Here is a 22868-nt window from a genome sequence, read left to right as displayed (position 1 = left end):
CCGTCACCCCTTGAACTGGTCGGCGGTGGCGGCTTCGTTGCTCTCGTACGACTTGGCGACGTCGTTGAGCCGCAGGGCCACGTTGCCGGTCTCACGGCCGAAGGTCTCCACGCTCGCCTGCAGGCGGTCGAAGTAGACCTTGTACTTGGTCTCGGTGCCCCGGAACTTGCGCCCGACCTGGCCCGCGCCCACCGCGGGGGTCACGGTGCTCTTCAGCCCGGTGATGTCCGCGCTGTGGTCCTCGTACTGCTTGGCCACGTTCTGCAGCTCGCCCGGCCCTACGCCGAAGCCTGCCATCGCCTCCGCCTCCCCTGGTCCCCGTTCCGACGCTCGGCGGCACCCCTGGGTTCCGCCGGACAGGGTGCCGGCTGCGGAAGCCGCGAGTGGGCCGAACGCCGGATCGCGGTGCCTAAGCAAACACCGGATCACCGCACCGAGGAGACCACACCCGCCAGTCGACGCGCGGCCGACTCGGCCAGCTCGTGGGTCGACGCCTCGACCATCACCCGCACGAGTTGCTCGGTGCCGGAGGGGCGCAGCAGCACCCGGCCGGTGTCGCCCAGCTCCGCGCTGACCGCGGCGACCGCCTCGTTGACCGCCTCGGCCCGCGCCACCGCCGCCTTGTCCGCGACCGTGACGTTGACCAGCACCTGCGGCAGCCGCCGCATCACGCCCGCCAGGTCGGCCAGGGACCGGCCGGTCTCGGCCATCCGCGCCATCAGCCGCAGCGCGGTCAGCAGGCCGTCGCCGGTGGTGGCGTGCGCGGGCAGCACCACGTGCCCGGACTGCTCGCCGCCCAGCGAGTACCCGCCCGCGCGCAGCTCCTCCAGCACGTACCGGTCACCCACCGCGGTCGTGCGCAGGGCGATGCCCGCCTCGCGCATGGCCAGGTGCAGGCCGAGGTTGCTCATCACGGTGGCGACCAGGGTGTCCTCGACCAGCTCGCCGGACTCCTTCATGGCCAGCGCCAGCACCGCCATGATCTGGTCGCCGTCAACGTCGTTGCCCCTAGCGTCCACCGCCAGGCAGCGGTCCGCGTCGCCGTCGTGCGCGATGCCCAGGTCGGCGCCGTGGGCCAGCACGCCCGCGCGCACCTGGTCGAGGTGGGTCGAGCCGCAGCCGTCGTTGATGTTGAGCCCGTCCGGCGCGGTGTGCAGCTCGACCACCTCGGCGCCCGCGCGCCGGTAGGCGTCCGGCGCGGCCACCGAGGCGGCGCCGTTGGCGCAGTCCACCACGACCTTGATGCCGTCCAGCCGGTGCGGCGTGATCTTGAGCAGGTGGTCGACGTAGCGGGCCTCCGCGTCCGCGACGTCGCGGACGCGGCCGATCGCCGCGCCGGTGGGGCGGTGCGCGGGGGCGGCCAGCTTCTGCTCGATCTCGTCCTCGACCGCGTCGGGCAGCTTGTGCCCGCCCGCGGCGAACAGCTTCACGCCGTTGTCGGGCATCGGGTTGTGCGAGGCGGAGATCATCACGCCCACGTCCGCGCCCAGCGCGCCCACCAGGTGCGCCACCGCGGGAGTGGGCAGCACGCCGACGCGCAGCACGTCCGCGCCCGCCGAGGCCAACCCGGCCACCACGGCGGCCTCCAGCATCTCGCCGCTGGCCCTCGGGTCCCGGCCGACCACCGCGACCGGGCGGTGCGAGCGGTCGTGCTCGGCGAGCACCCGCGCCGCCGAGGCGGCCACCGACAGGGCGAGTTCCGGGGTCAGGTCGGCGTTCGCGAGACCGCGCACGCCGTCGGTGCCGAACAGCCGGGCCATGATGTGGGCGCCTCCGTGGTCAACCGGGTGATCGATCGCACAATGCACTGCGGGAGCAGCAGTTCGCGTTGAACTGCTGCTCCCGCAGGGTGTTGCTCGCTGGACCGGGTGAGGGTCAGCGCTTGCTGTACTGAGGCGCCTTGCGGGCCTTCTTCAGACCGTACTTCTTCCGCTCCTTGACCCTGGGGTCGCGGGTGAGGAAGCCGGCCTTCTTCAGCACCGGGCGGTCCTCGGAGTCGACCGCCACCAGCGCGCGGGCGATCGCCAGGCGCAGCGCACCGGCCTGGCCGGTGGTGCCGCCGCCGCGCAGGTTGGCCACGACGTCGAAGGTCTCGGGCTTCTCGGTGGTCACCAGGGGCTCGCGGATGAGCTGCTGGTGCACCTTGTTCGGGAAGTACTGCTCCAGCGACTTCCCGTTCAGGGTGAACTTGCCGGTGCCGGGCAGCAGGCGCACCCGGACGATGGCCTCCTTGCGGCGGCCGACGGTCTGCGCCAGGTGGTGGGCGCCGTTCAGCTGGTGCCGCACGACGGGCGCGGCCTCGTCCTGCGCGGCCTCGTCGTCGCCCTCGAAGGTGTCGGCGACGTCGGTCTCGGTGGCCTCCGCCTCGACGGCGTCGAACTCGGCCTCGACGGCCTCAGGGGTGCTCACGGAGTCTTCCTCGGTGTACGGCTCGGTCACTGCGCGACCTTCTTGATCTCGAACGGCTGCGGCTGCTGGGCCGCGTGCGGGTGGTTCGGGCCGGTGTAGACCTTGAGCTTGGCCGCCATGGCCCGGCCGAGGCGGTTCTTGGGCAGCATGCCCTTGATCGCCTTCTCGACCAGCCGGTCCGCACGGGTGTCCAGCACGTCGCCGAAGGACTGCTGGCGCAGGCCGCCGGGGAAGCCGGAGTGCCGGTAGACGAACTCCTGGTCGCGCTTCTTGCCGGTCAGCGCCACCTTGTCCGCGTTGATCACCACGACGAAGTCGCCGGTGTCCACGTGGGGTGCGTAAGTCGGCTTGTGCTTGCCGCGCAGCAGCGTCGCGGCCTGGGTGGCGAGCCGGCCGAGCACCACGTCCTGGGCGTCGATCACGTGCCAGGCGCGGGTCACCTCGCCGGGCTTCGGGCTGTACGTGCGCACGGGTCTACCTCGTCGTCACTTGCGTCTGGGGTCATTGCGGCGGTTGCTCAGGCCGGACCCCAGTGGGCGAAGACCAGAACACTAGGCACGCATGAGCATGCCGAGTACCGCACAACAACGTAGGAAGATACCGGGTCGGTGCCTAGCGGGTCAAAACGGGGCCCGTCAACCGGTGGTGGGACGTACGCGGGCCCCGCGACCGGGGAGGTCGCGGGGCCCGCGAGGGTCACCCGGAAGCGCTGGTCACCAGCGGTTGGTGTTCTTCTGCTCCGCGGCCTGGTAGGCCTCGGTGGCGGCGGCGACGGCCGAGCCGATGGAGGCGAGCACCTGCTGCAGGTCGGCGGCGGAGGTGTCCCACTTGGCCTGGGCCTCCTGGTAGCTGCCGGACGAGGCACCTTCCCACTGGGCCACGACGGGCGCGATGCGGGACTTCAGCTCGTCGAGCTCGGACTGCACCTTGGCGGCGTGGCCGGAGATGTCGCCCGCGGCGCCGCTCAGCTGCGCGAAGTCAACCTTGATCTGGTCGTTCATGGTCTCCCCTTGGAGGTCTGGTCAGAAAGCGGGAATGGACTGGCAGGTGGAGCGGAGAAATGCGGGAAGTGGATTCCCGGTGAATCAGAAGCCGCCCGCGAGACGCCCGGCGATCTTCGACATCTCCTGCGCCTGCTCCTCTTCCTGCTGGATGTAGGTGACGGCGGTCTCGTCCATCTGACCCGCGATGGCCAGCAGCGCCTCGTTCAGCTTGCGGGCGTCCTCGTTGAAGCGCTCGATCAGCTTGTTGAACGAGTCGGCCGCGGTGCCCACCCACACGCCGGCCAGGCCGTCCACAGTGGACCGCAGCTGGCCCAGGATGCCCTGGACGTTGGCGTTGGTGTTGGTGATGTCCTTCGCAGCCTGCTGCAGCTGCGGAGTTCCGGTTGCGTAACCAGCCATGGGTGCGACCCCCTAGGTCGTAGAGATCAGGCGTGCCGTACTGGGTCCGTACGCCTCTTCCGACGCAGACCTTGCCAGACCGGTTCCCCCGTTGTCGCGGACTTCCGCGAAGTAGTTGCGCTAGTAAATGCCCGCGCCGCGACCGCGAACCTCAGTAGAGGATTCGCGCTTGCGAAAAGTCCTCGTCATCGTCGCTGTTGAGGGGTAGTTGCCCCTTTGGGCCAGCCGGTGGACGAGAACCGAGCGGCGCGACCGGATTTGCATTCGCGCGCGTTTGCTCTTGCGATTCCGCGGGCGGCGCGAGCAGTTCCTCGGCGGCGGGCAGCCGCTCCACCGGCAGCCCCCGCGCGGCCCGGAACCCGGCGGCGACGCGCTGGAGGTCCGCCGAGGTGGCCGCGTGCCGCTCCGCGGGCACCCGCCCGCCCCTGGCGCGCTCGGCCAGCTCCCGGTTGCCACCGCGCAGGGCCGCGGCGCGCGCACCGCCCTCGGCGGCGGCGCGACGGCCCCTGGTCACGGCGGCCTCGACATCGGCGCGGAACCGGGCGAAGGCGTCCTGCGTGCCGGTCATCGTCGTCCCCGAAATCAGCTGTTCACGGTCATCGTGCGCACCACCTGGTCGCACGCCGGGCGGACCCGCCCGCTGCCCGCCCCGGTGTACTGGCAGCCGACGCTGACCTGCACGTCCCCCTGGAACAGCACGTACCAGTCGACGGTCGCCGAGTTCACCGCTTCGCGGTAGTGGACGACATTCTTGCCCGCGAAGTCGACCGAGGTGTCGAAATCGGACAGGTTCGCGCCCTTCTGGTAGAGCGCGCGCAACTCCGCCTCCGCGCGGGACCGGTCCTCGGTGGCGTCGTAGGCGAGCTTCTGCTCCTGCACGACGATGAGGTCGTCCCCCGCCGGATCGACGGGGCTCGGCCGCAGCTGCACCTTCCGCGTCGGCGCGTCGCTGCCCGTCTGCTCCCAGTCCTCCGGCGCGGTGAAGCTGTAGTCGTACTGCGCGACCGTCCGGCCCGGCACCGCCGCCGAAGTCCGCGTCGACGTCGCTCGCCCGCCGTCCCGGTCATCCCCCCTGATCAGCGCATAAGCCACCGATCCGCCCACGGCGGCCAGCAGCAGCACGACCACGCCGACCACCACACCGGTGCGCCGCTTGCGCGGCGGCGGGGCGGCCTGCTGCTGCGGCGGTGGGAAGAACGTGGGCGGCGGACGCCCCGGCAGCGGGGCGGGCGGCGTCATCCGCCGGGTGATCCTGCGGGTGTCCCGGTCGTCGATCTTGCGGGTGACCTCGTCCTGGCCGGGCAGCGCGCCTGCGCGCAGCGGATCACCGCCCACCGCCCGCAGCGCGCCGCGGGCCACCACCGTCTCCGGCTGGTCGATGCTGGTCGGCAGCACCCCCACCTGCTCGAGCACCAGCCGCGCCACCAGCGGCACCCGGCTGGTGCCGCCCACCAGGAACACCCCGGCCAGCGCCCGCGGGTCCACCCCGGCCTCCCGCACCGCGGCCGCCACCAGCCCGGCCGCGCGCGTCAGCGGGGCGCTGACCAGCCGCTCCAGGTCGGTGCGGGTCACGTGCGCGTCGGGGAACGGCGGCGGCATCGGCACGTCGGTGTAGGAGTGCCGGGACAGCGTCTCCTTCGCGCCCCGCACGTCCTGCCGCAGCACGCGGCGCTTGCGCCGGTCGGCCAGCTCGCGCCCCTCCACCAGCTGCCGCCACGCCTCCGGGTCCTCACCGGAGACCAGCGAGCCGACGTGCTCCAGCAGCGCCTGGTCGATGTCCGCCCCGCCGAACCCCGGATCGCCCTTGGTGGCCAGCACCCGGAACGTCCCGCCCTGCCGCACCACCACGCTGGCGTCCGCGGTGCCGCCGCCCAGGTCCAGCACGGCCAGCGCGGCACCCTCGGCCAGCGAGCGGGTCGCCGAGTGGAACACCGCCGCGGCCACCGGCTCGGGCAGCAGCCGCACCTCCCGCCCCAGCCCCTGCGCGGCCTGCAGCAGCACGCGGGTGCGCAGCGCGCCCCAGTCCGCCGGGTGGGTCAGCACCAGCAGGTCGACCCGCGCACCACCGGCCACCCGGCGCGCCTCGTCCACCGCGCGGGTGAGCACCGCGCGCACCACGTCCGGCACCGGCAGCACGCTGGTGCCCAGCAGCAGCTCGCCCTCGTCCACCCGGCGCTTGGGGTGCGGCTCGTACCGCGACGGGTCCACCGCGGCCTGCCGCTCGGCCTCCTGCCCGACGAACAGCGTCCCGTCCGCCGCCGCGAACACCGCCGAGGGCATGATCGGCTGACCGTCCACCACGACGACCTGCGGCTCCCGCCCGTGCAGCGAAATCGCGACGCAGGTGCTGGACGTGCCGAAGTCGACCGCGACGTGCAAGCTCATCCGTCATCCCCTCGTCGGCCGGGGTCGCCTGCCCGCATATGCATACCCGATCGCCGCCGCGGCGGAGCGAGGACTCACCAGAGCACCTGCGCGGCTCCGGCCGCCCGCACCTCCGCGAGCAGCGAAAGGGTCTTCTCCTCGTCGACTCGGTAGCCGCCCTCCCGCTGGATGAGCAGCGCGGCTTCCGCGGCACGCCGTGCGGCGGCCACGTCACCACCGACCAGGTGCACCCGCGCCAGCGCCGTCCCCGCCTGGCCCAGCGCGATCCGCGCGCCCATACCCGAGGCCAGATCGACCGCGCGACGTGCCGCCGAGACGTCCTCTTCGCCAGGGACGAGCGCGACGCCGCACAGCGCGCGGATCTCCCCGAGCACGTAGCCGGTGCCTGCTGCGAGCCGCAGTGCGCGACGGAAGCCGTCGGCCGCCGCGTCGCAGCGGCCCGCCAGCCGCTGCGCGCCCGCCAGCGCGTTCAACGCGTCGACCTGGTTCCAGAGGTCCTCACCCTCCTCGGCGAGGGCCAACGCCGCCGATGCGAGTTCCACCGCTTCACCGTGGTCACCGCAATCCGAGGCGATGACCGCGAGGTTCTCCAGGGTGGCGGCCTCTCCTCTGGTGTGCCCGGCGGACCGGAACAACACCAGCGCGCGGTCCTGGTGGTCACGAGCGGAGATGAAGTCGCCCTGAAGCCGAAGGATTCCGCCGATCGTGTTAAGCACAACCGCTTGCCCGATCGGGGATTCGAGCGCGGTCAGCGCCTCCAGCGCCCGGTCGAGCGCCACACGGGCTTCGACCAAGTCGCCCAGCTCGAAGGCGACCGCGCCCAGGTTGGACAGGTTGATGGCCCGCCCTGACTCCGTGTTGACGGCGAACGCGCTGCGGAAGCACTCGGCCGCCTCGGTCAGCTGTCCCCGCTCGCGGTGGGCCAGTCCCAGGCCACCTAGCGCGATCGCCCGCGCCTGCGGCCACCGGTCCAGGTCGGCGTGGTCCAGCGCGGCGCGGTAGTGCCCGATCGCCTCCCCGGTCCGGCTGGCGCAGTACTCGGCGACGGCGAGTACGAGTTCGGCGGCGGCGCACCCGATGGGGTTGGACTCCGCCCGCGCGGCGGCGAGCGCCGCCCGGCCCACCTCGAGCCAGCCGTCCAACCTGCGCCGCGCCCAGAAGTGCCCGCGCAAGCCGAACGCCAGCCGCCAGGCCACGGCGCGCGGGCCGCGGGCAGCGGCATCCGCGATCGCCGACAGCAGGTTGGGGTGCTCGGCGTCGAGCCAGGCCAACGCCGCGTCGCGACTGCCGAACACGCCCGGATCCGCCGGAAAGCCATCCGGTAGCGCTGACGGCATGTGCGGGTACAGGATCGCCGCCGCAGCGAGCACACGAACCAGGTACCCCTCGAACAACCTGGTCCTGGCCTCCTCCGCCTCCTGCGCGTCGAGCAGGTCCTTGGCGTACTCGCGCAGGAGGTCGTGCAGGTGGTGGCGCCCCTGGCCGCCGTGCTCGACCAGGCTCGCCGAGACGAGGCGATCCAACACCCGATCCGCCTCTTCCCGGGAGCAGCCGACCAGATCCGCCACCGCATCGCGGTCGAAGTCCGGCCCTGGCACGACAGCCAGCAGCCGGAACACCCGCTGCGTCGCGTCGTTCAGCGCTCGGCGGGACAGCTCGAACGCCGGGCGCACCGCGGAGCCGGGATCGTCTTCCAGCACCAGGTGCGCCAGCCGGTGGCTGCCCCGCAACGCGTCCAGGTAGGCGTCCGGGCGCGAGTACCCCGCCATGTTCGCGGCGGCGATGCGCAGGGCGAGGGGAAGATAACCGCACAACTCGGCCAACTCCGCCCGCTCCTCCCGCCCGACGCCCGGCAGCAGCACCCTGAGCAGCGCGGCGGAGTCGCCTGCGGGAAGCACTTCGAGCCGCAACGACCGGGCACCGTGGAACGCCGCCAGACTGCGCAGCTCACCACGACTGGTGATCACCACTGCGCAGGTCGCGCTCCCCGGCAGCAGGGGACGCACCTGCGCCGCCGACGCCGCGTTGTCCAGCACCACCAGCAGGCGGCGGTCGGCCACGTGCGAGCGGTACAGAGCGGTCAACTCCTCGCGCTCGGCCGGGAGTCTCTCGGCGGGCACCCCGAGCGCGCGCAGGAACTGGGCCAGCACGCGGTCCGGGTCCAGCGGACCCGCCGAGTCGTACCCCCTCAGGTCGACGAACAACTGGCCGTCGTCGAACCGATGGCGGACGCGATGCGCCCAGCGCACAGCCAACGCGGTCTTGCCGATGCCCGCTACCCCGGTGAGCACCACGATCCCGACCGGCGTTCCGCCGCCCGTCAGCAGCGCGTCCAGCGCATTCAGGTGATCCTGCCTGCCGGAGAACGCCGCCACGTCGAGCGGGAGCTGCTGCGGCACGACAGCGGGCCGCACCGCGACCTCCTCCCGGAGGATGCGCTGGTGCAACTCCCGAAGTTCCGCCGAGGGGTCGACCCCCAGCTCGTCAGCTAGCGTCCGGCTCATCGAGCGGTACGCGGACAGGGCCTCCGCCTGCCTGCCGCAGTGGTAGAGGGCCCGCATCAGCTGGCCCCAGAACCGCTCCCGCAGCGGGTGCTGCCCGGTCAGCCCGCGAAGCTCCGCCACCAGCTCCGCACAGCGCCCGGCGGCCAGGTCCGCTTCGACACGGCGCTCCAGGACGAACAGTCGCTCCTCCAGCAAGGGCACCAATTCCTCGTGCAGCTGGTCCGACCGCACGTCCGGCAGCGGGGCGCCACGCCACAGCGCCAGCGCCTCGGCGAAGCGCTCCTCGGCGGCCAACGCCCGGAAGCGGTGCAAGTCGAGAGCGCCCTCCTCCAGTTCCGCGAGGTAGCCCTCCGGCACCGTGTGGACCACGCGCGCCGCGCCGAGCACTCGGCGTAGGCGGGTGACTACCATATGCAGCGCAGACCGCGAGCGTGCTGGACCACCCCACAACCTCTCCTCGAGTTCTGCTGCGGACACCGGTCGCCCCGCGCGCAGCAACAAGGTGGCCAGCAGTACGCGCACCTTGCCCAAGGGCACCGGGACGAGCACGCCGCCGTGCCATACCCGCAGCGGCCCCAGCACCTCGAACCGGATGCTCACTTGGTCTCCCCGTGGCCTGCGCGCAACCGCACCAGCCGCGTCCTGAGCTCCTCCGCGTACCTGTGCTGGAACCCGTCGGACAGCTCCACCGCCCGCCGCCACGTGGCAGCCGCCGCAGCCGAGTCCCCGCCCGCCTTCTGCGCCTCGGCCAAGTGCTGGAGCACTTCTATTTCCAAGGCTGAGGCACCCTGCTTACGGAAGAGCTCGATGGACTCCTGGAAGTACCTGACCGCCTCGACGTGGTCCCCTCTGACGTGGTGCGCCCAGCCGATGTTGTCCAAGGTGTTGGCCTCACCATATGCATGGCCGATCAGGCGGTTGAGCCGCAGCGCGAGGTGCCCCTCCTCCAGCGCGGCCTCATAATCACCCAACTGGGCGTGGTAGAGGCTGAGCGCGCTCCGCGCACCCGCCACGCCGAGCTGGTGGTCCGCTGCTAAGTAGTGCTCGAGCGACAGCCGCCCGTGCACCAGTGCGTCCTCCGGCCGCCCGCTGATCTCGTGCATCCAGGCCAAGCCGCGGTGCGCGCGACCTAGACCCGCGTGGTCGCCGAGCTTTTCGAACAGCATCAGGCACCGCCTCAACGCGGCGAACGCACCGTCGATGTCCTCTACCCGCTGGCAAGCGTGGCTGAGGTTGTAGACCAGGAGCGCGACCGCCGCTTCGTGACCGGTTCGCGTCGCCGCCGCGATCGCCGAGTCCAACATGGCCAGCCAGTCCCGCCAGCGGCCTCTCCGCTCGAAGACCGTGGTGAGCGTCCAGCACAGCTGCCAGGCGAGCAGATCCCGGCCAGCCTCCACAGCGGCGTCGAACGCGCCCAGCAGCGCTTGATATTCCTGGTCAAACCACTTCCAAGCGGCGTCGGCATCGGCGGGACGCTCCACGACCACGCCCAGTGCGGGTGGCTCGAACGGCACCGGGCACGGATCCCGCTGGGGGTGCACCAGCATGACGGCGGCGAACGCCGAGTGCAGGTAGTGGTCCAGCACCCGCTCGCGCGCCGCCGCCTGCTCGTCTGCCGAGTCCGACCGCGCCTCGACCGTCGCGTAAACACGCAGGACGTCGTGGAACGTGAACCAGCCGGGGCGTGCCTCCACCATCAGGTGCACACCGGCCAGCTCGGCGAGCGCCGCCCTCGTACCCGCGTGATCGCCACCGAGCAGGCTCGTCGTGGAGTGCGCGGAGATCGCCGCACCGGGATGGACGTCGAGCAGCCGGAACAGGCGCGCGGCCCGATCGCTCAGCGCCCGGTAGGACCAGGACAGCACCGCCCGCACACCGAGCCGGTCGTCGTCCAGGGACGCCACCCGCCCGCGTTCGGCTGACAGCTCGTCGGCCAGCGCAGCCAGCTCGAAGTCCGGGTTCAACACGGCCCTGGCCGCCACTGCGGTAAGAGCGAGGGGCAGACCGCCGCACAAGCCGACCAGCCGCCGCACCGCCTCCCGATCGCGTGCCACCCGGTCCGCCCCCACCACCCTCTCCAACAGTTGGTGCGCCTGCGAGTCGGGCAGGGGCGTCATCGCGATCGGCGCCGCTCCCTGCCTGGCCACCAGGCCACCCATCGGGTTGCGGCTGGTGATCAGGACGAAGCAGGAGGAGCCTCCTGGCAGCAGCGGCAGCACTTGGTCGGCGTCGCGGGCGTTGTCCAGCATCACGAGCACCTTCCGGTCCGCGAGCCGGGTGCGGTACAGCGCCGCCAGCTCGTCCAGGCCTACCGGCTGCCGCTCGCTAGGCACACCCAGCGCACCGAGAAAGCCGTGCAGCACCTCGGCAGGTGTCAGTGGCGCACCCGTCGGGGCGAAGCCGCGTAGGTTCGCGTACAGCTGCCCGTCGGAAAAGGCGGCGTGGTGCGCCCAGTACAGCGCCAATGCCGTCTTGCCGATCCCGCCTGCACCGTGCAGCACCGCGATTCTCACCGCTCCAGTGGACAATCCGTCGAGCCGGGCCAGTTCTCCTCCCCTGCCGGTGAAGTGCACCGGGTACGCGGGCAGCTGGCGCGGCACGGGCGCGACCAGCACGCCGATCACCTCTTCGTGTGCCTGCCGCAGTCGTGGTCCGGGGTCGACTCCCAATTCCTCCGCCAGCAGGGCGCGTACTTCCTCGTAGGCGGTCAGCGCCTCAGCGCGTCGGTCGCCGCGGTGCAGTGCGATCATCAGCTGCGCCCAGAACCGCTCGCGCAGCGGGTATTCCTTGGTGAGCGCGCGGAGCTCGCCGACCACTTCGCGGGACCGGCCCGCCGCCAGGTCGGCGTCGATGCGGCGTTCCACCACGTCCAGGTGTTCCTCCAGCAGCGGCACGACCTCGTCACGGTGCAGCTGGTCCGACCGCACGTCCGACAGCGGGTCGCCGCGCCACAGCTCCAACGCCTCGGCGAACCGGCCCTGTCCGGCCAGGTCGCGAAACCGGTGCAGGTCCAGCGCGTGCGGCGGGACCTCGGCGGTGTAGCCCCCGGCCACTGTGCGGATCACGTTCGCCTCGCCGAGCGACCGCCGCAGTCGGGTGACCGTCATCTGCAAGGTGGCCTTGGCACGAACGTCGCCATTCTTGCCACCCGCCCAGAGCAGGTCGACCAAGCGCTCTGCGGTGACCACCCGGTTGGCGTTGAGCAGGAGCGCGGCCAGCAGCGCGCGAACCCGCCCCGCGGGCACCGGCACGACCCGCCCGTCGTGCAGGACCTCCAGCGGCCCCAGCACCTTGAACTCGACCGTCACAGCATTCCCTCCACCCCTGGCGGAGAAGCTTACGGGCGGTGAGGCCAGTGTGAGCGAAGTGTGAGCGTCACTGGGCAGAGTGATCCGCAGCCACCACGTTGAGAGGCCGGACGGGAAGCGGGACACCAAGGGGGGACCGCAACCCACGGGGCGGGCAGGGGGTGAGTGCGCCCGCTCCTCCGATCCCCGCGACACGGTGGCGGTCACGACCTGCGGGCATCCGGGCGCCTCCCCGCCCGAAACCCCGTGGGTCGGGCCGGGGTCGTGGCGGTCCAACCCCCAGGTGACCGCCACGACCTCGAAGAAAAGGGGGGAGCCCAGTGGGCTCCCCCCTTTTCCGCACCTGTCGGTCCGACTCAGTCCGGCTGGATCCAGGCGACCTGGATGCGCTGCTGCCCCAGCTTGCGGGTGACCAGCGTGCCCCGGCCCGGCGGCTGCGGCGACGGCTTGAGGTTGCCCACGATGGCGCCCTCCTCCTTCGAGCCGCTGCCGATCATGATCGGCGCCGAGATCTCCTTGAGCTTGCCCAGGATCGGGTCGTACATCGCCCGCGACGCGCCACCCATGCGGCGCACCACCACGATGTGCAGGCCGACGTCCTTGGCCTGCGGGATGAACTCCGCCAGCGGCTGCAGCGGGTTCGTGCCGCCCTGCGGGGCCACCAGGTCGTAGTCGTCGACCACGACGAACAGCTCCGGGCCCTTCCACCAGGAGCGGTTCTTCAGCTGCTCCTGGGTGACGTCCGGGCCGGGCAGGCGGCCCGCCATCGAACCGCGCACGTCCTTGATCATGTCGGTCAGCTGCGCCGACGAGACCGCGTAGGACAGCAGGTGGTCGGTCTCGATGTAGCCGAGCATGGTGCGCCGGTAGTCGACCAGCATGATCAGCGCCTCGCTGGAGGTGTAGCTGGTCATGATGCCGCGCACGATGGTGCGCAGCAGGTTGGTCTTGCCGGACTCGCCGTCGGCCAGGCACATGAAGTGCGGGTCGGCGTCGAAGTCCAGGTACACCGGGGCGAGCTCGTCCTCGTTGACGCCGATCGGCACCAGGTGGCCCCGGTTGGGGTTGGTGGTGGCGACCGCCGTCATCAGCTCCTGGTGCGGCAGCAGGTCGGGCAGCAGGCGCACGGCCGGCGCCTGCCTGCCGCGCCAGGAACCGCGCACCTTGGCGATCATGTCCTGCACGCCCGCGGCCACGTTCTCCGCGTCCGAGGACGCGTCGATGCGCGGCAGCGCGGTCAGGAAGTGCAGCTTCTGCGGCGACAGACCGCGGCCGGGGCGGCCGGCGGGCACGTTCACCGCGACCTTGCGGTCCACATCGGACTCGCTGGGGTCACCCAGCCGCAGCTCGAACCGGGTGCCCAGCAGGTCCTTCATCGCGGGCCGGATCTCCGCCCACCGGTTGGCCGCCACGATCACGTGCACGCCGTAGGACAGGCCCTGCGCGGTGAGCGCCTGCACCTGCGGCTCCAGCGCCTCGAACTCCTGCCGGAAGTTCATCCAGCCGTCGACGATGAGGAACGCGTCGCCGAAGTCGTCGTCGCGGATCTCGCCGCGCCGCTTGCGGTTGCGGAACTCCACCATCGAGTCGATGCCCTGCGCGCGGAAGCGCTGCTCCCGCTCGGAGATCAACCCGCTCAGCTCGGCGACCATGCGGCGCGCCTTGTCCACGTCCAGCCTGCTGGCGAACCCACCGACGTGCGGCAGGTGCTCCAGCGCGGCCAGCGTGCCGCCGCCGAGGTCGAGGCAGTAGAACTGCGCCTCCTCCGGCGTGTGGGTCAGCGCCATCGCGGTGATCAGCGTGCGCAGCATCATCGACTTGCCCGACTGCGGGCCGCCCACGATCGCGCCGTGGCCCGCGGCGCCGGAGAAGTCCGCCCACAGCAGGTCGCGGCGCTGCTCGAACGGCTTGTCCACCACGCCCAGCGGCACCTGCAGCTTGCCGTTGGCGAAGAAGCCCGGCGAGCACAGGCCGCGGTCGTCGGTCTGCTGCAGCGGGGGCAGCAGCGTGTCCAGCGACGGGGGCTCGTTCAGCGGGGGCAGCCACACCTCGTGCGCGGGCGGGCCCTGGCCCACCAGCCTGCTGACGATGACCTCCAGCTCGCTGGGCTCGTTGCTGTCCTCCTCCTTCTTCTGCTGCGGGACCGGCTCGGCGGGCCGCACCGGCTCCTTGGGGATCTCGATGTAGTCCGGCACGAAGAACCGGGGCCGCTTGTCGCTGCTCACCGGCGCGGCCGGGCCGGAGACCTGCATGCCCGCGGGCCGGTACGGGCCGGAGACGTACAGCGCCTTGAACCGGGTCAGCGGCGAGCCCTGCACCCCCAGGTAACCCGAGCCGGGGATGGGCGGCAGCTCGTAGGCGTCGGGCACGCCGATCGCGGCCCGCGACTCGGCCGCGGAGAACGTCTTCAGACCGATCCGGTAGGACAGGAACGTGTCCAGACCGCGCAGCTTGCCCTCCTCCAGGCGCTGCGAGGCCAGCAGCATGTGCATCTGCAGCGAGCGGCCGACGCGGCCGATCTGCAGGAAGATGTCGATGAAGTCCGGCTTGGCGGTCAGCATCTCGGAGAACTCGTCGATGCAGATGAACAGCGCGGGCAGCGGGTCGAGGTCGGCGCCGTTCTCACGGGCCTTCTCGTAGTCCCACACGTTCTTGTAGTTGCCCTTGGCCAGCACTTCCTGCCGCCGCGCCACCTCGCCCGCGATGGCGTCCTTCATGCGGTCGACCAGGGTCAGGTCGCCCGCCAGGTTGGTGATGGTGGCGGCCACGTGCGGCGCGGCGTCCAGGCCGAGGAACGTCGCACCACCCTTGAAGTCGACCAGGATCATGTTCAGCGTGGTCGACGAGTGCGTGGCCAGCATCCCGAGCACCAGCGTGCGCAGGAACTCCGACTTGCCGGAACCGGTCGCGCCGATGCACAGGCCGTGCGGGCCCATGCCCTCCATCGCCGCTTCCTTGATGTCCAGCTCCACCGGCTGGCCGAACTCGCCGATGCCGAACGGCACCCGGTAGCGGTCGCGCACCGGGCGGGGCCGCCACGCCTGCTGGATGTCGAAGGTCATCGGGTCGCCGGGGATGCCCAGCAGCTCCAGCAGCGCCGGGTTGGAAGACAGCGGGTCCTCGTCGCTGCCGCCCGAGGCCACACCGCCGACCCGGTACGGCGACAGGCGGCGGGCCAGCGCCTCGGCCTCCACCAGGCTCAGCCAGTCCGGGCTGCCGAACCACTCCACGCCGCTGGCGCTGCGCGCGCCGAGCTTGCCGTCCTCGATCACCAGCCGCAGGCCGCGCCGCGCGGTCAGGTTGCCCAGCGACTCCGACAGGTCCAGCAGGGTCACCCCGACCAGGCCCTCTTCGAGGATGATCTGCTCTTCCCTGGTCACGTCGCCGTCGTCGATGATGATCACGACGTGCGGCTGGTCGGTGGGCGGCGGCGCGTTGCGGGTGAACCGCTGGCGCTCGCGCAGCTGCTCGTCGAGCATCTGCTCCACCTCGGCCAGCGAACTCGCCATCATGCGCATCTGGCCGATGCCGTCGACGATCGTCGGGTGCTGCACGTGCGGCAGCCACTTCGCCCACTCCCACTCGGCCTTGGTGCGGCCGGTGGTGACCACCGCGATCAGCAGGTCGTCCGGGGAGTGGAAGGTCGCCATCTGCGCGACCAGCGCGCGGGCCAGGCCGCGCTTGGCCTCGGTCTCGCCGATCAGGCCCACCGCGGCGAACCCGCGCAGCGCGATGGAGATCGGCAGGTCGGGCACCAGCGAGTGGGCGCGCACGAAGCGGCGCAGCGCCAGCGTCGCGATGGGCTCCAGCTCCTCCACCGGCCCGGTCTGCGGCGGCACCAGCCGGGTGGCCAGCCGCTGCGAGCCGCGGCCCGCGCGCAGGTGGCAGAAGTCGGGGTCGTTCTGACGGCGCTCCCACATGCGCCGGGTGGTGGCCAGCGACCACAGCATCTGCGGGTCCGGGTGCACCCACTCGCGCTCGGCGCGCTGCTCGTTGGCCGCCTCGCGGGCGCGGTCGCGCATCTGGCCCAGGTACCGCAGGTAGTCCTTGCGGTCCTCGTTCATCTCGGCCTTCTTCTGGCCCTTGCCCCCGCCCATGCCGCCGGCCATCATGCCGATGGTCGAGACCAGCATCATGCCGGGCATGATCATCGCAGCGGGGCTGCGCCCGCTGTAGCTGAACATCAGCACCATCATGCCCACGGACGACACGATCATGACGACGGGCATCGCCTTCATCATGATGTTGCCGGGGATCACCCGAGGCACCTCGGGCGGCGGCTCCAAGTGGACCTCGCCGCCGGGCGGACGGGGAGCAGCAAGGCGTGCCGTGCGCTTGAACTGCAGCGTGCTCACCGAACAGGCACCTCTTCACCCAACTCGTCAGAAACATCCCGCGGCGCAGGCGGGCGTGCGCCGGCAGTAGCAACCGACACTATGGCGCATCGCGCGAGCGCGCGACGGTGGGTCGGGAAAACATCGCGCAACAGCTTCCCCGGTTCAGCCCTGCGGCGGCCCCGCTGCGGCCATACTTGGGGCCGCCCACTGGACGAACGGACGGCCCAATAGGGTCGCGGCGTCCACAAGCACTGATTCATCTCTCGACTTAGGGGGCGCTGGTGGCGACCGGTACGACGGTGTTCAGCCGGGTCACGGTGGTTGCGCCGCGAACGCGTATCGACGTCGCGCTGCCCGCCGACGTGTCGGTGGCCGACCTGCTGCCGATGCTGCTGGACATGGCCAAGGAGGCCACTCCGGACGGTGGTGTGCGGCACGGCGGGTGGTGCCTGGCCAAGCTGGGCGACAGCCCGCTGGACCCCAGCCGCACGCTCGCCTCGCTCGGCGTGGTCGACGGCGAGCTGCTGCAGCTGCGCAAGCGGAACGAGAACCCTCCGCCGCCGCTGTACGACGACGTGGTCGACGCGATCGCCGAGTCGGACCCGGACAGCTTCCGCCCGTGGACCAAGGACACCGCGCGCAAGTACGGGCACCTGGCGGGCGCGCTGGCGCTGCTGGCGGCGGCCGTGGCGGTGCTCATGGCGGGTCCGCTGACCGGCGGCTCGAGCCTGGCCCCGGCGATCTGCGCGGGTGTCACGGCGGTCGCGGCGCTGGCCGCGGGCGCGGTGGTGGCGCGGGCCTACGGCGCGACCGACACCGGTGTGCTGATCACCGCGGCGGGCAGCCTGCCGATGGCCTACGTGGCGGGCCTGTACATCGTGCCCGGCCCGATCGAGCGCCCCAACCTGCTGCTGGCCAGCGTGCTGGTGCTCATCTTCGCCTCGGCCGCGATCATGCTGATCGGCCGCGGCATCACGGTGTTCATCGCGGCCGCCACGGCGGGCGCGCTGACCGCGGTGGCGTTCCTGATCGGCATCTTCGTCGACCACCCGGTGCAGGGCATCGCGGCGGCCACCGCAGCGGTGTCGCTGGCGGCGCTGTCGGCGCTGCCCCGGCTGACCATCCAGCTGGCCAAGCTGCCGCTGCCGACCGTGCCGGGCAGCGCCGAGGACCTCAAGGAGGACACCGGTTTCCCGGAGTACGCGGTCATCGAGCGGCGCACCGCCAACGCGCACGAGTACCTCACCGGCATGATCATCGGCTGCGGCGGCATCGCGGCGCTGTTCGCGGTGATCGCGGCGGGCGACGGCTCGATCTTCGGCCCCATCCTGGCGATCGTGGTGTCGCTGGTGCTGATGCTGCGCGGCCGGGCCTACGCCAACGGCGCGCAGGCGGTGGCGCTGCTGGTGAGCGGCATGGTCGCGGCGGCGGGGGTGCTCATCGGCTGGCTGGTCTCGTCGAGCCCGACCGAGCGGCTGCTCTACGTCTTCGGCGCGCTCGTGCTGCTCGGCGCGGTGGCCCTGGTGCTGGGTGTGATCTTCCCGCACCAGAAGTTCTCGCCGGTGCTGCGCCGCACGGTGGACGTGCTGGAGGCCATCCTCATCGCCGTGGTGCTGCCGCTGGCGCTGGCGGTGATGGACCTCTACGTGGTCATGCGTCAGCTGATCCCGGCCTGAGGCGGCGGAAGCGATGCGCAGGACACGGAAAGCCGCCGCGCTGGTCGCCGTCGCGCTGACCCTGGTGACCTCGCCGCTGGGCTACGCGCAGCCCAGCGGCAGCCCCGCGCCGACGCGGCCCAACTCCGAGCCGCCGCCGGTGAACCCGGCGCTTCGGCCCGCCCCGGCCACGCCGAAGCCGGACGTGCCCTACAAACCGAAGAAGGGGTGCATCACCTCCAACACGGGCAACCGCACCATCGCCGAGCGGCCGTGGGGGCAGATGCAGCTGCGCCTGGAGGAGGCGCACCGCTTCGCCACCGGCAAGGGCATCCGGCTGGCCATCATCGACACCGGCGTCAACGCCAACCACCCGCGGCTGAAGGGCCGGGTCAAGCCCGGCGGCGACTACGTGGAGGACGGCAAGGGCGGCGTGGTCGACTGCGACGGCCACGGCACCGAGGTCGCGGGCGTCGCGGCGGCCAGCCGGGACGAGGCCACCGGTTTCGTCGGCGCCGCCCCGGACGCGGAGATCCTGGCCTTCCGGCAGACCAGCGACCACTTCGAGTTCAAGGACCCGACGGGCCGCGACAACCGCGCCACCGCGGGCAAGGTGGGCACGCTGGCGCAGGCGATCGTGATGGCGGTCGAAGGCGGCGCGAAGGTCATCAACATCTCGCTGACCGCCTGCGAACCGCCCAAGCCCCCCAGCGACCAGGAGCGCGCGCTGCAGGCGGCGATCCACTGGGCGGTCAACGAGCGCAACGTCGTGGTCGTCACCGCGGCGGGCAACCTCGGCACGCCGGAGAGCGGCTGCGCCACGCAGAACGACAACCAGAACCCGGAGAACGTCAACGTCGTGGCGTCGCCGCCCTGGTACGCCGACGACGTGCTGTCGGTGGCGTCGATGAACCGGGTCGGCGCGGTGTCGTCGTTCTCGGTGTGGGGACCGTGGGTCAGCGTGGCCGCGCCGGGCGAGGACATCGTGACGCTGGACCCGGCGGGCACCGGGCTGACCAACGCCAACGCCGACGAACGCGGCGCGCTGACCCTGATCCAGGGCACCAGCTTCGCCTCGCCCTACGTGGCGGGCGTGGTCGCCCTGGTGCGCGAGCGGTTCCCGGACCTGACCGCGCGGCAGGTCATGGAGCGGATCAAGGCCACGGCCCAGCACCCCGGCAACCCGGAGGGCCGCGACCACAAGGTCGGCGCGGGCATGATCAACCCGGTGGCCGCGCTGACCGCCGAGCTGCCCTCGGAGCAGCCGGGCGCCAAGCCCGTCGAGCCCGAGCAGCTGATGACCGACCTCGACCCGATCAACCCGCCGGACAACACGCCGCTGATCGTGGCGCTGTCGGGCACCGGCGTGGGCATCGGCCTGCTGCTGCTGACCCTGTTCGTGGTGCGCACGGTCAACCGCAACCGCGAGAAGCGCGGCACGCCGGTCAGACGCCCGGCGATGTGACGTGAAGGGCCGCCCCACTGGGCGGCCCTTCACGCATCAGGGCCAGTTCCCCGGTCAGTCCCCTGATCAGTCCTCGCCCAGCACCGGCGGGACTGTCTTCTTGGGCTTGCCGAACACGTCCTCGGTCGTGGTGGTGACGCGGACCTTGGCCTTGTGCTCCTTGTCGCCGCCCTGCTGACCACCACCGGGAGCGCCCATCACGCCCCCGCCGACCATGCCCATGCCGCCGACCATCCCGCCGGTCATGCCACCGGTATGGCCCGCCGCCTGCGTCGCGGCGGCCGGGCGCGCGGGCGCCTCGACGTGCCGGGGCTCCTGCACCGCGGTCGACCCACCCGGCTGCAACCGCTCCGCCTGCTCGACGCCGTTGCCGGCACCCCCGACAGCACCCCCGACAGCACCGCCAGCGGCACCCCCGGCAGCCGCTCCCGGTGAACCGCCAGAAGGCGCGCCAGCGCCACCGGGCAGGCCACCCACCGCAGCACCACCACCGGACGCGGCAACCGCCACAGCGGGCTCCTCAGCGCCCTTCACGGCGTCCTGCTGGGCGGAAACACCCATGACGCCCACGGGCGAAGTCGTGCCGGGCTCGGTGAACTCCCAATCCCGCTCGGGATAGCGGTGCTCCATCCGCACCGCGGCGAACCCGTCGGCCCCCGACACGCCCTCGCACAGTCGCAGGAACGCCTCCAGCACGTCCCGCGCCGACTCGTGCAGCTCCTCCACCGGGTCGCGCAGCTCCTCCAGCGCCTCGACCACCCGCCGGTCGCCGTCCAGCGGCAGTGCCGCCGCCCCGGACACCACCTCCGCCGCGTCGGCCAGCAGCCGGGCCATGTCCGCCACGATCCCGCGCACGCCCTCCGCGGTCAGCTCCAGCGCCTCCGCCATGGCGTGCATGGCGTCGGACATGTCGTGCCCGGCCAACCCGACCTGCCGCATGTGCTCGACGAAGGAATCCGCGTCCCGGCCCTGCCACGCCGAGTCCAGCTTGCCCAGCGGCCCGGTCAGGTCGCGGGTCACCTGCTCGGCCGCCACCCCGGCCCGGCGCCACCGCTCGGCCTCGTCGTGCAGGTCGTTCCACTCGCCCACCAGCGGGGTGAAGCAGTCCCGCACCAGGTCCCGCACACCGAGCCTGCGGCTGACACCGGACAGGTACGCCAGCTCCGGCTCCACCTCGGCGGCGATCCGCCGACCGTCCTCGCGCACCGGACCCCCTAGCGCCGACCGGCGCGCTCGATCAGCGCCACCGCGTCCTCGTCCTGGGCGCCGTAGTGCTCGGCCACGTCACGCAGCCCCGACGCCGCCGCGGACAGCACCTGGCACGCGCGGTCGAGCTGCTGGTGCAGCAGCTCGGCCGCGCGGCCGTACGCCTCCGCGCTGCGCAGCGCCCGACCCAGCTCGCCGAAGCTCTGCGGCCGCACCGACGCCCGGCGCAGCTCGGCGCGCGCCGAGGACAGCTCCTCGGCCGACTCCTCGACGCGCCGCGCGTACAGCTCCAGCCATCGCGGATCGACCTCGATCCGCCCCGCCCCGACCTGGTTCACCCCGGCACCTCCCAACCGTCCGGCCACCCGTCCCGCGAACGGTGCTTCAGACGACGCTGTAGACGACGCCGGGCCCTGGCCGGTTCCGCCCAGGTCAGCCGCCCTGCGCCTGCCGGGTGTCCTCCGGCAGCACGCCCAGCTCCTTCGGCGTCGGGATCGAGTCCCAACTGCGCGTCGCGTCGTTGCGGTTGAGCTGCGGCCCGTTGGGCAGCAGCCGCAGGATCGACTCCGGCCCCGGCACGAAGCCGCCGTCGCCCAAGCCGAGCGCGGCGCTGGTCAAGGTGTCCGGAATGCCGTACTTCACGCCGCGACCGGTGATCAAGTGGATCGGGCCGCTGGCGAAGTCCTGGGTGGACGTCGCCGAGCGCACCACGGCCGACTTGCCCGAGGCCATGATGAACTGGCTGACCACCTCGCCCGTGGCGCCGACCTGGTTGATGGTCACCGGCACCGCCTCGGCGGGCATCGGCAGCGACGGCGCGATGGTCACCTGGGTGTGCTGGGACTTGTTGTCCGCGGTGACGTTCTCCGCCCGCCAGCCCAGGCACACGACCACGTTGTTCTGGTTGGGCTGCAGGGTGTCCGGCACCTCGGTCGGGTAGTCGGCCAGGTCCAGCGGCTGGGCGGGCTTCTGGGTGTCGTTGATCCGCGCGATGTCGACCTTCTTGGGCTCCGCGCCCTGCGCGTAGGCGGCCCGGATCAGGTCGCCCGCCGCGCGGCTGACCTCCTGCAGGCCGTCCTCCAGCACCACGTAGAACACCTCGACCGAACCGGTGCGCTCCACCTCGATCACGTCACCGACCTTGAGGTTCTCGCCGGTGATGTAGTTCACCCGGTCGCCCTGGCCGGGGATGGTCGGCGCGCGCAGCGGCTTGGCCTCCGGGATCGCGTTGAGCAGACCCGCGCTGATCGCCCGCACGGTCTTGCCGCGCAGGTTCAGCGCGGTGACCACCTCGTTGCGGGTCAGGTCCACCTTGGCCCGCACCGTGCTGGTCGAGGTGATCTTCGAGTTCACCGGGGCCTTGTAGATCAGGTAGGTGTCCTTGGCGTCCGTGCCCGCCTGCACCAGCAGCGCCTTGTTGCCGTCGAGCGGCTGCCCACCGCCGCTGACACCCGCCAGCACGGTGGTGGTGAACTTGCCCTTGGCCGTGCTGTTGGGCAGCGACTCGTCGATCTCGATCTTGTCGCACACCGACCACTCCGCGCCGATCCGGTCCTCCGGGTTGGTGGGCAGCACGTCCGGCCCGTCCGGGATGCCGGTCAGCCGCCCCTTGGGCAGCTTGGCCAGCGCCTTCTCGGTCACCAGCTTGGGCTCGCCGCCCGCGACCTGCGGAGCGCCCTGCGTGGCGATCGAACCCGCCGCCGCGTCACCGCCCTCCTGCGCGCCCTGGCTCTTGTCCGGGTTCTGCTGCTGCAACAGCAGCAGCCGCGCGGAGGCCAGGTTCGTCATCGGGATCAGCTGGGTCGGGTTGCGCCGCACCACGTAGACCTGGCCGGTCTCCTTGCTGATCGCGATCTGGGTGTTCTGGTCGACCTGCGGATCCGGCGAGAAGAAACCGAACACCAGGAAGCCGATCAGGCCGATCACACCGAGGATGACACCGACCGCTGTGGCGCGCGTGTGCGTGCGCATCGGGTCGTGCAGCATCACTGCGTCTCTGCGCACCAGCGCGGACTGCATCCTGCGCAGCACGAAGCGGTAGGCCTGGACCTGTGACTTGGTGGTGGGTGTTGATGCCATTATCGGCTCGCTGCTCTCCCAGTCGCGGTACGGTTCTGCACGATAGCCGGACGGCGGGTGGTCCGTGTGCGGGTTCCGCAGACCCGAGGGACCTCCCCCCGCCGCGCATCCTCCTCG

The 22868-nt window shown here is 71.9% G+C and carries 16 protein-coding genes; 2 read left to right on the top strand and 14 right to left on the bottom strand.

Translation table 11 applies throughout. From position 1 onward, the window contains the following. Nucleotides 1–3 precede the first annotated feature (3 nt). The 11 genes from IEZ00_RS16750 to eccCa all read right to left on the bottom strand — a co-directional run bounded on the left by IEZ00_RS16750 (nt 4) and on the right by eccCa (nt 16364). Nucleotides 4–297 carry a WXG100 family type VII secretion target gene (locus IEZ00_RS16750; protein ID WP_189224181.1) on the bottom strand — a complete coding sequence of 98 codons (294 nt, stop codon included), beginning with the start codon at nt 295–297 and terminating at the stop codon, nt 4–6. A 128-nt stretch (nt 298–425) separates the two neighbouring features. Continuing rightward, nucleotides 426–1760, bottom strand: coding sequence for a phosphoglucosamine mutase (gene glmM / locus IEZ00_RS16745; protein WP_189224180.1), 1335 nt, complete (start codon nt 1758–1760; stop codon nt 426–428). 115 nt (nt 1761–1875) lie between these two features. Beyond that, a complete protein-coding gene (gene rpsI / locus IEZ00_RS16740; RefSeq protein WP_189224179.1) occupies nt 1876–2409 on the bottom strand; it encodes a 30S ribosomal protein S9 in 534 nt (177 codons plus the stop codon). A gap of 26 nt (nt 2410–2435) precedes the next feature. Next, a complete protein-coding gene (gene rplM / locus IEZ00_RS16735; RefSeq protein ID WP_189224178.1) occupies nt 2436–2879 on the bottom strand; it encodes a 50S ribosomal protein L13 in 444 nt (147 codons plus the stop codon). A 243-nt stretch (nt 2880–3122) separates the two neighbouring features. Beyond that, a complete protein-coding gene (locus tag IEZ00_RS16730) occupies nt 3123–3410 on the bottom strand; it encodes a WXG100 family type VII secretion target (protein ID WP_189224177.1) in 288 nt (95 codons plus the stop codon). Nucleotides 3411–3494: 84 nt separating this feature from the next. Then, nucleotides 3495–3812 carry a WXG100 family type VII secretion target gene (locus tag IEZ00_RS16725; RefSeq protein ID WP_189224176.1) on the bottom strand — a complete coding sequence of 106 codons (318 nt, stop codon included), beginning with the start codon at nt 3810–3812 and terminating at the stop codon, nt 3495–3497. Between the two features lie 151 nt (nt 3813–3963). After that, nucleotides 3964–4380 (bottom strand): hypothetical protein, encoded by a 417-nt coding sequence (locus IEZ00_RS16720; RefSeq protein ID WP_189224175.1) that lies wholly within the window; start codon nt 4378–4380, stop codon nt 3964–3966. A gap of 14 nt (nt 4381–4394) precedes the next feature. After that, nucleotides 4395–6197 (bottom strand): type VII secretion-associated protein, encoded by a 1803-nt coding sequence (locus IEZ00_RS16715; protein ID WP_189224174.1) that lies wholly within the window; start codon nt 6195–6197, stop codon nt 4395–4397. A gap of 74 nt (nt 6198–6271) precedes the next feature. Then, a complete protein-coding gene (locus IEZ00_RS16710; RefSeq protein WP_189224173.1) occupies nt 6272–9301 on the bottom strand; it encodes an AfsR/SARP family transcriptional regulator in 3030 nt (1009 codons plus the stop codon). Then, nucleotides 9298–12009, bottom strand: a complete 2712-nt coding sequence (locus tag IEZ00_RS16705; protein WP_189224172.1) for an AfsR/SARP family transcriptional regulator — start codon at nt 12007–12009, stop codon at nt 9298–9300. Before IEZ00_RS16705 ends, IEZ00_RS16710 begins: the two co-directional genes overlap by 4 nt. A 356-nt stretch (nt 12010–12365) precedes the next feature. Further along, entirely contained in the window at nt 12366–16364 is a 3999-nt protein-coding gene (gene eccCa, locus IEZ00_RS16700; RefSeq protein WP_189224171.1) for a type VII secretion protein EccCa, read from the bottom strand. Nucleotides 16365–16627: 263 nt separating this feature from the next. Between eccCa and eccD the strand changes: the two genes are divergently transcribed. Beyond that, nucleotides 16628–18022 carry a type VII secretion integral membrane protein EccD gene (eccD, locus tag IEZ00_RS16695; protein WP_189224170.1) on the top strand — a complete coding sequence of 465 codons (1395 nt, stop codon included), beginning with the start codon at nt 16628–16630 and terminating at the stop codon, nt 18020–18022. Nucleotides 18023–18035: 13 nt separating this feature from the next. Continuing rightward, nucleotides 18036–19466: a type VII secretion-associated serine protease mycosin gene (gene mycP / locus IEZ00_RS16690; RefSeq protein WP_189224169.1), complete on the top strand. Its 1431-nt coding sequence runs from the start codon at nt 18036–18038 to the stop codon at nt 19464–19466. 66 nt (nt 19467–19532) lie between these two features. On the opposite strand, the gene IEZ00_RS16685 is transcribed toward mycP, so the two are convergent. The 3 genes from IEZ00_RS16685 to eccB all read right to left on the bottom strand — a co-directional run bounded on the left by IEZ00_RS16685 (nt 19533) and on the right by eccB (nt 22751). Continuing rightward, nucleotides 19533–20672 carry a WXG100 family type VII secretion target gene (locus tag IEZ00_RS16685; protein ID WP_189224168.1) on the bottom strand — a complete coding sequence of 380 codons (1140 nt, stop codon included), beginning with the start codon at nt 20670–20672 and terminating at the stop codon, nt 19533–19535. Nucleotides 20673–20680: 8 nt separating this feature from the next. After that, nucleotides 20681–21010 carry a DUF2563 family protein gene (locus IEZ00_RS16680; RefSeq protein ID WP_229795807.1) on the bottom strand — a complete coding sequence of 110 codons (330 nt, stop codon included), beginning with the start codon at nt 21008–21010 and terminating at the stop codon, nt 20681–20683. A 94-nt stretch (nt 21011–21104) separates the two neighbouring features. Further along, a complete protein-coding gene (gene eccB, locus IEZ00_RS16675; protein ID WP_189224167.1) occupies nt 21105–22751 on the bottom strand; it encodes a type VII secretion protein EccB in 1647 nt (548 codons plus the stop codon). Nucleotides 22752–22868 lie beyond the last annotated feature (117 nt).

Origin of the sequence: Saccharothrix coeruleofusca (genome assembly GCF_014648515.1) — a bacterium.
GTDB classification, from domain to species: domain Bacteria; phylum Actinomycetota; class Actinomycetes; order Mycobacteriales; family Pseudonocardiaceae; genus Actinosynnema; species Actinosynnema coeruleofuscum.
Note: the sequence above shows the minus strand (reverse complement) of the source record. Positions and strands in the feature narration are given on the sequence as shown.

Excerpts from the sequence above, each read along its gene's own strand:
- IEZ00_RS16750 (WP_189224181.1), bottom strand. The coding sequence starts at position 297 with ATGGCAGGCTTCGGCGTAGGGCCGGGCGAGCTGCAGAACGTGGCCAAG.
- IEZ00_RS16725 (WP_189224176.1), bottom strand. The coding sequence starts at position 3,812 with ATGGCTGGTTACGCAACCGGAACTCCGCAGCTGCAGCAGGCTGCGAAG.
- IEZ00_RS16730 (WP_189224177.1), bottom strand. The coding sequence starts at position 3,410 with ATGAACGACCAGATCAAGGTTGACTTCGCGCAGCTGAGCGGCGCCGCG.
- IEZ00_RS16715 (WP_189224174.1), bottom strand. The coding sequence starts at position 6,197 with ATGAGCTTGCACGTCGCGGTCGACTTCGGCACGTCCAGCACCTGCGTC.
- IEZ00_RS16720 (WP_189224175.1), bottom strand. The coding sequence starts at position 4,380 with ATGACCGGCACGCAGGACGCCTTCGCCCGGTTCCGCGCCGATGTCGAG.
- glmM (WP_189224180.1), bottom strand. The coding sequence starts at position 1,760 with ATGGCCCGGCTGTTCGGCACCGACGGCGTGCGCGGTCTCGCGAACGCC.
- eccB (WP_189224167.1), bottom strand. The coding sequence starts at position 22,751 with ATGGCATCAACACCCACCACCAAGTCACAGGTCCAGGCCTACCGCTTC.
- mycP (WP_189224169.1), top strand. The coding sequence starts at position 18,036 with ATGCGCAGGACACGGAAAGCCGCCGCGCTGGTCGCCGTCGCGCTGACC.